The sequence below is a fragment of the Azospirillum sp. UFLA03-27 genome, from assembly GCF_059803775.1.
In genome coordinates this window covers 1-1,343 of sequence record NZ_JAUQTX010000494.1, presented here as the reverse complement: position 1 = coordinate 1,343, position 1,343 = coordinate 1, and the positions used below count along the sequence as shown (strand labels likewise).

Here is a 1,343-nt window from a genome sequence, read left to right as displayed (position 1 = left end):
GCGTATAATCGTCGGCAGCGTCAGATGTGTATAAGAGACAGGCCGTCGATGGGGCGGGCGGCGCGTTCGGGCGGCAGGGCGCCGGAGGAATCGGCGAGGCGGAAAGCCCGTCCGGGGCCGTCCTGGCGCCCCCCCGTTCCGTCGCCCTGGCCGGAGAAGGCGAAGCCGCGCGGCTCGCCGTCGCCGCGCAGCGAGAAGTTCAGGGTGCCGCCGTCCAGCTCGAACCCGGCGTCGGACAGGGCGCGTTCCAAGTGATGGATGTCCCGGCGCAGCAGGGCCAGCGTTTCCGGGCTTTCGGCCTGGACATGCAGGTTGACGCGGGCGCCGCTCAGCTCGGCGACGACGCGGACGGGGCCAAGCTCCTCCGGTTTCAGGTCGATGTGGAACTCGCCGCCGCCCGCCTCGACGACGCGCACCAGCTGGCCGGCCACCTGGGCAGCGGGCAGCCGCGCCGCGGCGCTCTCGCCGGGATGCGCCGCGTAGTGGGCCGCCGCGTGGGCCGCCGGCGGGGCGAGGGCGGAAGGCAGCGGCGCCGCGCCGACGGGGTCCGCCGGGGAGGACAGGCCCGACAAGGCTTCCGGTCCGGTTGGGTTGCCGCGGCCTTGTCCCTGTCCTTGCCCCGGATTCTGGCCGGTGCCGCCGTTGGACGCGGCGTTGCCGCCCGCCTGGGCCATCGCCTGCTGAAGCTGGGGGGATGGGGTTTGCGTTGCGTCGCCCTTGGCGGGCGTCGCGGGGTCCTTGGCTTGGAACAGGGGGGCTGAGTCCGGTTTGGCTCCGGAAGCCGGCAGGGCAACGAACGAGGTGGCGGGTGCCGCCGAGTCGGTCGTGGCCTGCGGCGGCGTCCCGTCCGCCCCGGCGTCCGGTCTGGTATTCGGGATCGCCGCGATGGTGGGAGCCATGGGCAGCGACGCGGTTGGCGGCGGCGAACCGGGTTGGGACGGAACCGGCGGCTGGGGCGTCGCGGCGGTTTCCGCCGGGGGAGTCGTGACGGGTGGCACCACCGGCAGGCCATCGGTCGAAGGCACGAACTCCGGCAAGTCCCCGGTCGCCGCGATGCCGGGCGCCGTGGCGGGCGGCGGAGCGGTCAACAGCGGCAGGAGCGCCGCCAGGGCGGCGTCGGCGCCGGCCGGCGCGCCGCCGGTTGGGGCGGGGGAGTCCGCTTGGTCACCGTCCGCATCGGCGTCGCTTTGCCCCGCCGCATCGTCCAGCAGGTCGGCGAAGGGCGTGCCGGACGCCTCGGGCTCGCCCGGCGTGCCGGAGGACGGCGCCGCCGTTCCCTCCGTGGAACGGGCGGGGCGGGGCCTGTCTCTTATACACATCTGACGCTGCCGACGATTATACGC

General features: G+C 74.8%; 1 protein-coding gene. It reads right to left on the bottom strand.

Going from position 1 to position 1,343, the window contains the following annotated elements; all coding sequences use genetic code 11:
- Positions 1 to 20: 20 nt before the first annotated feature.
- Positions 21 to 1,343: flagellar hook-length control protein FliK (locus tag Q4I23_RS32670; RefSeq protein ID WP_498528999.1), on the bottom strand; the 1,323-nt coding region annotated here is incomplete at its 5' end.